This is a genomic window from Facklamia sp. P13069 (genome assembly GCF_050409405.1).
Classification (GTDB): domain Bacteria; phylum Bacillota; class Bacilli; order Lactobacillales; family Aerococcaceae; genus Facklamia.
In genome coordinates this window covers 1-6,861 of sequence record NZ_JBNUPN010000043.1, presented here as the reverse complement: position 1 = coordinate 6,861, position 6,861 = coordinate 1, and the positions used below count along the sequence as shown (strand labels likewise).

Here is a 6,861-nt window from a genome sequence, read left to right as displayed (position 1 = left end):
GTAAAAAATAGAGTTGAGGCCTTCGGCCATCAACCCTATAAATTATAGAACCAATTTATTTTTGAAGAAAGATTTCCCTGTAATACTAGTTAAGTTATAATTTCAAAACTTATATCCACTCACTGTCTTTAAACTTTCATTATTCTTGCTATAATTTCTATTATTTTAACTTGATAATAAAGTAATAAACCTCTAAACTATAGAATGTTGTTAAATAACTTTAAAGGAGTTAAAGAATGAGAGAAAATATTGTAAATGAGTCACAGTTTGTTAAGATCATTGAGTCTTCTGTAAATAAGAAGGTTGGATTGTTCGAACAGAGTAAAGCGCGTTATTTTGTACGTTCTATGTATGCAGGAGCTATGTTAGTATTAGCTACAGCTATTGGCGTTTATGCTGCGGATTATATTAATGTTGGAGCTCCTCATATTGGCAAGTTCGTTTATTCAATCCTATTTGCTTTTGGTCTTTTATTTATTTTATTCCTACATCAAGAATTAGTTACTTCAAATATGATGTATTTAACGGCAGGTACTTATCACAAGTTTATAAGTCCTAACAAGACCGTTCAGATTCTTCTATTTTGTACCCTTGGTAATCTAGTTGGAGCTTTTGTAGCGGCCTTTATCGTTGCCCAAACAGGCGCTTTCAGTCAATTGACTGCTGAAAGCTTTATTGTTACTACTGTAAATGGAAAGTTAGGTAAAGATTTAGCTTTGATCTTCATCGAAGGGATTTTAGCCAACACCTTTGTAAACATAGCAATTGTTGGTTATTTATTGGCCAAAGAAGAAATTGCTAAGATAGTTATTGTTTTCGGCGCTATCTTCATGTTTGTGTTTTTAGGTTATGAACATGTGGTGGCTAACTTTGGATCATTTAGTTTAGTTGCTTTTAGTAATTATCAAGCAGAAGCTCTTCAGTTAGTGCCTGTTCTTTTAGCTTGGACTGTTGCTTGGGTTGCAAACTTTATTGGTGGCGGACTTGTTATTGGTCTCGTCTATGCATGGTTAAATGATGCTGGACTGGCACTTCATGATTAAAAAAATTAAGAAACCCTTGCAGCTTACATTAGCCACAAGGGTTATTTTTTATTTGTTAGGCAGAATGGTTAGTTCTTTATTCGCTAAGTTGATGACTTCACAGCCTGTTTCTGTAACGACAACTAGGTCTTCTATGCGTACGCCCATTTCACCTGGAAGATAGATACCGGGCTCAATTGAAAAAACATTTCCCACTTCTACTTTATTATGATTATGTTGGCTAACATCCCCATATTCATGGACGTCTCTACCAATAAAATGTCCGGTGCGGTGAGTGAAGTATTCACCATAGCCCGCATCTTCGATGATTTTTCTTGCGGTTAAGTCAATGGATGCAAATGACACCCCTGGTTTTACCTGTTTGATAGCCTCTTCGTTCGCTTTTAAAACAGTTTGATAGATTTCTTTATGCTTATCGGACACTTCGCCAAAAAAGACAGTTCGAGTCATATCTGAACAATATCCTTTATAACTTGATCCAATATCAATGATGATACTTTGTCCCACTTGAGGTAAACTATCATCGGTACTATGATGGGGGTCAGCACCATGGGGTCCATAGGCAATAATCGGTTCAAATGAAAAGCCGTCGCATTCGTACTCTTTATATAATGAAGCTAGTTGTTCTTTTATTTCATTTTCACTAGTGGTTGCATCTATCTTTTTAATCAGTGCTTGCATGACTTGATCGTTCCGATGTGATGCTTCCCGCATGATATCAATTTCTTCTTTTGATTTGATAGCACGAATTTTATCCACTAAGGGACTTCCATTTATATATTCAGCATTAGGATGTTGTTTCATCAAGTTAATTAAAAAATGACTTGGCCAGTTTTTATCAATACCGATATTACCAGCCTCTAAACCTTCAGCTAATTCTCTAATAATGGGTTCTCCATCATTATAATATTTAATAGCTAGATTATCTTTTTCCTTAAAAGTAGGGAATAATTGGTTAAGAATCAGTTGCATTTGTCCATTACGCTTAATTGATAATAATAAAAGTCTTTCACCAGGATCTGTATGGTATCCTACTAAATAATCAATTGTAGAGGGGTCAGATATTAAAAATTGTGAGATATCTTTTTTCTGCATAGCGTCTAGTAGTTTTTTTGTAGCTAATTTGTTCATATTTTTCCTCCTACTGGTAACTTCTACATAAACTATTATAATAGAAGAAAATGGTTATTGTAATGATTGGAGGTAAAAATGCAAAAGATATTTATTAGAATGATAAGATTCTACCAAAAATACATCTCCCCCTTAACGCCTCCTTCGTGTCGCTATTCACCAACTTGTTCAAGTTATACCATTCAAGCGATTGAGCGGTTTGGAGCACTTAAAGGTTCTTTAATGGGTTTAGCACGTATTTTAAGATGTCACCCCTTCCGAGAAGGAGGATTAGATCCTATACCGGATCATTTTACTTTAAGAAGGCAGCGGGTCAATAAATAAATTTTACCATGGGTTAATGAGACTATGGTAAAATAGTAATTAAGTTGAAAGTAGGTGAAAGGATGCTAGAGTGGCTCAATCAGTTCCTAGGCAACCATCCATTTGTGAGTTTACTGGATATTTTCATTGTCTGGTTCATTATTTATCGATTAATAGGCTATGCTAAACAATCTCGGGCAATGAATCTTTTGCAAGGAATAGGCTTAATTATTTTTGCCAAATTTGTAAGTCAAGGAATTGGTTTACAAACAATCGATTGGCTATTGGGGCAAGTTATTTCATGGGGAGTAGTCGCCCTTATTATTTTATTCCAAGCTGAATTGCGAAAAGCGTTAGAAAGTTTAGGGAAAATCCTTTTTAGAAATAGACAATCTTCAAGAAATCCGAGTGAAGAGTTAATTGAGGATTTAAAAAAATCCTTACTCTATATGTCAAAGCGTAAAATTGGAGCGCTCATTTCTATTGAAGGTGAAGATTCTTTAGAAGAATATATTAGTACTGGGACAACATTAGATTCTGAAATTTCTAGTCAATTATTAATCAATATCTTTATTCCCAACACGCCTTTGCATGATGGAGCAGTCATTATCAATGACTTTAGAATTGCGTCTGCCTCTTGTTATTTACCGCTTTCGGAAAGTAAATTAATTCCTAAGGAATTAGGAACAAGGCACCGGGCGGCAATTGGACTGGGAGAGAAAACAGATGCTTTGACATTAATAGTATCCGAAGAAACGGGCGCAATTAGTATTGTAAAGAATGATTTTTTACATCGTGATCTAGATAAAGAAGAACTACATGATTTGCTTAACAAATATCTTTATACAGAGATAGAAAAAAAAGACTCAAAAAGTCAAGATTCTAATATGTTTAAAACCCTCTTTAACAGGATGCGCTCAAGTAAAGGTGGCAAAAATAATGAATAAGATATTTGAAAAAAACTGGGCTGTGGGAATTATTTCATTAATTTTTGCTCTATTTATTTATACTTTTGTTACTAACGAAAACAATGCCCGTAATGCAGCCGTGAATTCTCAATTAGCTTCTAGTTTTAATACATCGGAGACTTTGTATAATGTGCCATTATATTTAGGCGATCATCCCGATGATATTTACGTTAGTGATCTTAAAGAAAGTGTGACCGTTCGTCTTGATGGCCCTAAAAATATTTTGAACCAAGTGACACGCGAAAACATTATGGTTCAAACTGAGAAAATTTTTAAAGGTCAAATTGGTGATCGAGAACTATTATTATTAATAGACGGCTTACCCGATGAAATCACTTATACCATCTCGCCTTCTAAAGTAAAAGTAGAGGTCCAACAGCGTAAAGTTGTGACGGTTGCTGTTGAAGTTTCACTTGATGATCTTCAATTAGAATCAGATTTTAAGGTAGAGTCTGTTAATATTGATCCAAAAGAAGTTAAATTAGTAGGCAGTCAAAGAGCCATTAATGCCATTGATTTTGTGGGCATTAGTATTCGCTCTAACCAACCGGTTGCAGAATCCTTTGCAGGTAATTATCGCTTACAAATTTTAGACAAAGATGGAAAGCCTCTCGATGTGAACTCAGAAACAATGGATATTAAAGCACAAGTGAACATTGTCCAAAACTCGAAAGAATTTCCTTTGAAAATTACTGCTATAGGAGAAGATAATACAAAAAATAATTATCGTTATTCCATTGTTGGTCAAGATAAAGTCACATTATTTGGTAGTCAGAAAATCCTTAATCCGATTAAAGAAGTAGAACTTGTTGTAGATGTTTCCGAACAGATAGAATCAGGTCAAGTTATAGGGTTACTGAATTTACCGAGTGGTATTTCGAGCGCGAGTATCAATGAGGCTAAAGTAGAAGTTATAATCGAGCCAGTGAAATTAAGTCAATAGTAACGTAATGAAAAGATTTAAGAAAGCTCACTTATAAGATTTAAAAAGGAGAAGAAAATGGGAAAATTTTTTGGAACGGATGGTGTTAGAGGAGTTGCTAATCAGGAATTAAGTCCAGAACTAGCATTCAAATTAGGTCGATATGGAGGATATGTTCTTTTACAGCACGCTGAATCTGTTGAAACACCAAGAGTCTTAGTTGCAAGAGATACACGTGTTTCTGGACAAATGCTAGAAGCTGCTTTAACCGCAGGTCTTTTGTCAGTTGGGATTGAAGTGATGCAATTGGGTATTGTACCCACTCCAGCCGTAGCCTATTTAACTAAAACGCAAAATGCTGTAGCGGGGATCATGATTTCTGCTTCACATAATCCTGCAGAAGATAATGGGATTAAATTTTTCGGTACCGATGGTTTTAAATTATCTGATCAGCAAGAAGAAGAAATAGAAGAACTACTAGATTCAGAAGAAGATAATTTGCCTCGACCAGTCGCTGAAGGCTTAGGCTTAATAGACGAATTCCATGAAGGAACTATAAAATACCTGAACTTTTTACAATCAACTATTTCAGTTGAATTAAGTGGATTGAGTGTCGCTATTGATGCGGCAAATGGAGCCACTTCACCCTTAATCAATCAATTATTTGCTGATTTAGACACTGATTTTTACACCATGGGTGATCGACCTAATGGGATAAACATTAATGATCAGGTTGGATCAACTCATCCAAAAGCTTTGCAAGAGCTAGTTAAGGAAAAAGAAGTGGATCTAGGATTAGCCTTTGACGGTGATGGAGATCGTTTAATTGCAGTTGATGAAAAGGGAAATCTAGTTGATGGAGATAAGATACTCTTTATTTGTGGAAATCATCTGAAGCAAAAAGGACGATTAAATGATAATACGATTGTCTCAACGGTTATGAGTAATATAGGTTTCCATAAAGCTTTAGAAGCCAATGAAATGGTTGCAATAAAAACGAATGTTGGAGATCGCTATGTTGTAGAAGCTATGCGTGAAGGTGGTTATACCTTAGGTGGTGAACAATCTGGACATATCGTCTTCTTAAATTTAAACACAACAGGAGACGGTCTATTAACAGCCGTACAATTAATGGCTGTTATGAGTGAAACGGGGAAGAAACTATCGGAATTAGCAGAAGAGGTCATCATCTATCCGCAAAAGTTAGTCAATGTTCGAGTTAGAGATAAACATACTGTTTTAGAAGAAGCAAAAGTTCAACAAGTCATTGAATCGGTTGAAAAAGAAATGGCCGGTGAAGGAAGAATTTTAGTTCGCCCAAGTGGAACGGAACCATTACTGCGAGTAATGGCCGAAGCTCCGACCGACGAATTAGTGGATAAGTATGTGCATAAAATTGCAGATGTTATTCGCCAAGTTAGAGGGATTGAATAAAATAAGCGCTTCATGAAATAGAATTTTCATGGAGCGCTTTGTTTTATTAAGCTAAACTAGAAAACTTTCGTCGATAAGCTGAAGGGGTCATATGATTACTTTCCTTAAATGTTTTTGAAAAGTGTGAAGGAGAATGAAAGCCAACTATATCAGAAATTTTTGAAATCGTAATAGACGTTTGAGCTAACAGTTTTTCTGCTTCAGACAGTCGCACATGAATTAAATAATCAATGGGAGAAAGTCCTGTTTGTTGTTTAAACAGTCTAATCATATAGTATTTATTGATATCAACAATATCAGAAAGCTGTTCAAGAGTTACTTTTTCAGAAAAATGTTCACGAATATAGTTTTTGATTATTTCGATTTCTTGGTGACGCACTTGAATAGAGGAGTCTTTAATGGACAGTTCATGGTGCCTCAGCACATGAACCATGACACACTCAATTAGTTTTCTTAAAACAAGTTCAGACCCTCTAAAGGGTTGTTTATATTCGATAAGGGCAAGATCTAAGTAATTTTTAATGGTCTGCGATTGATCGCAAACGATAAAAATATTATCCATTGATTCAATTTCAGCAGATGAAGTAAACAAAATTCCGGAAATTTCAACACGAAACCATTCTAATTTACGGATTGGTTGGATTTCAATCGAATGGTTAGGATTTAGGATGATGATATCACGTTTCTTAAAACCACCTATTTTCTCTTCAGAGATGAAATCAGCTGCCCCTTTATGAACATAAATTAAAACCAATTTATCTGAAGATTGGACTGTGAATCTTTGACTGGATGTGATTTTTTCGGATTGAATACTGTCTAGTTTAACAGAAGCTGAATTAATATTAGAAATATACATAGCGACCCTCCTTATTTTATATCTTCCCTACAATATATCATTTTAACAATATTATACACTAATTTTATTCCGATTGGTATAGTTAGAGTATTAAAAATTTTATATGATATTTTATTAATAAAAAGAAGCTTAACCATATAAGATTAAGCTCAGACTGAAGACAAACCCTTTGTGAGTTAATCTCAAATAAAGGGGTTGTCTTTA

At 34.8% G+C, this 6,861-nt stretch carries 7 protein-coding genes; 5 read left to right on the top strand and 2 right to left on the bottom strand.

All coding sequences use genetic code 11. The features are described 5' to 3' along the window. Positions 1 to 236: 236 nt before the first annotated feature. On the top strand, positions 237 to 1,043 hold the full coding sequence (locus ACQV2T_RS09130) for a formate/nitrite transporter family protein (protein ID WP_428873959.1): 807 nt from the start codon (positions 237 to 239) through the stop codon (positions 1,041 to 1,043). Between the two features lie 48 nt (positions 1,044 to 1,091). Here the strand turns inward: ACQV2T_RS09130 and ACQV2T_RS09125 are convergent, their stop codons facing one another. Next, the gene (locus ACQV2T_RS09125) at positions 1,092 to 2,174 is read right to left on the bottom strand and encodes a M24 family metallopeptidase (RefSeq protein ID WP_428873960.1); all 1,083 of its coding nucleotides are present in this window, start codon (positions 2,172 to 2,174) and stop codon (positions 1,092 to 1,094) included. Positions 2,175 to 2,252: 78 nt separating this feature from the next. On the opposite strand from ACQV2T_RS09125, the gene yidD reads away from it, so the two are divergent. The 4 genes from yidD (at position 2,253) to glmM (ending at position 5,801) form a co-directional block, all read left to right on the top strand. Continuing rightward, a complete protein-coding gene (gene yidD / locus ACQV2T_RS09120) occupies positions 2,253 to 2,498 on the top strand; it encodes a membrane protein insertion efficiency factor YidD (protein ID WP_428873961.1) in 246 nt (81 codons plus the stop codon). A gap of 62 nt (positions 2,499 to 2,560) precedes the next feature. Further along, positions 2,561 to 3,424 (top strand): diadenylate cyclase CdaA, encoded by an 864-nt coding sequence (gene cdaA / locus ACQV2T_RS09115; RefSeq protein ID WP_428873962.1) that lies wholly within the window; start codon positions 2,561 to 2,563, stop codon positions 3,422 to 3,424. Then, positions 3,417 to 4,388 (top strand): CdaR family protein, encoded by a 972-nt coding sequence (locus ACQV2T_RS09110; RefSeq protein ID WP_428873963.1) that lies wholly within the window; start codon positions 3,417 to 3,419, stop codon positions 4,386 to 4,388. Before cdaA ends, ACQV2T_RS09110 begins: the two co-directional genes overlap by 8 nt. A gap of 57 nt (positions 4,389 to 4,445) precedes the next feature. Next, on the top strand, positions 4,446 to 5,801 hold the full coding sequence (gene glmM, locus ACQV2T_RS09105; RefSeq protein ID WP_428873964.1) for a phosphoglucosamine mutase: 1,356 nt from the start codon (positions 4,446 to 4,448) through the stop codon (positions 5,799 to 5,801). Positions 5,802 to 5,847: 46 nt separating this feature from the next. On the opposite strand, the gene ACQV2T_RS09100 is transcribed toward glmM, so the two are convergent. Further along, positions 5,848 to 6,657, bottom strand: coding sequence for a helix-turn-helix domain-containing protein (locus ACQV2T_RS09100; protein WP_428873965.1), 810 nt, complete (start codon positions 6,655 to 6,657; stop codon positions 5,848 to 5,850). Between the last annotated feature and the right edge of the window lie 204 nt (positions 6,658 to 6,861).

Bases quoted from the DNA above. Each gene is read 5' to 3' on its own strand.
- glmM (WP_428873964.1), top strand. From the start codon at position 4,446: ATGGGAAAATTTTTTGGAACGGATGGTGTTAGAGGAGTTGCTAATCAG.
- cdaA (WP_428873962.1), top strand. From the start codon at position 2,561: ATGCTAGAGTGGCTCAATCAGTTCCTAGGCAACCATCCATTTGTGAGT.
- yidD (WP_428873961.1), top strand. From the start codon at position 2,253: ATGCAAAAGATATTTATTAGAATGATAAGATTCTACCAAAAATACATC.
- ACQV2T_RS09100 (WP_428873965.1), bottom strand. From the start codon at position 6,657: ATGTATATTTCTAATATTAATTCAGCTTCTGTTAAACTAGACAGTATT.
- ACQV2T_RS09110 (WP_428873963.1), top strand. From the start codon at position 3,417: ATGAATAAGATATTTGAAAAAAACTGGGCTGTGGGAATTATTTCATTA.
- ACQV2T_RS09130 (WP_428873959.1), top strand. From the start codon at position 237: ATGAGAGAAAATATTGTAAATGAGTCACAGTTTGTTAAGATCATTGAG.
- ACQV2T_RS09125 (WP_428873960.1), bottom strand. From the start codon at position 2,174: ATGAACAAATTAGCTACAAAAAAACTACTAGACGCTATGCAGAAAAAA.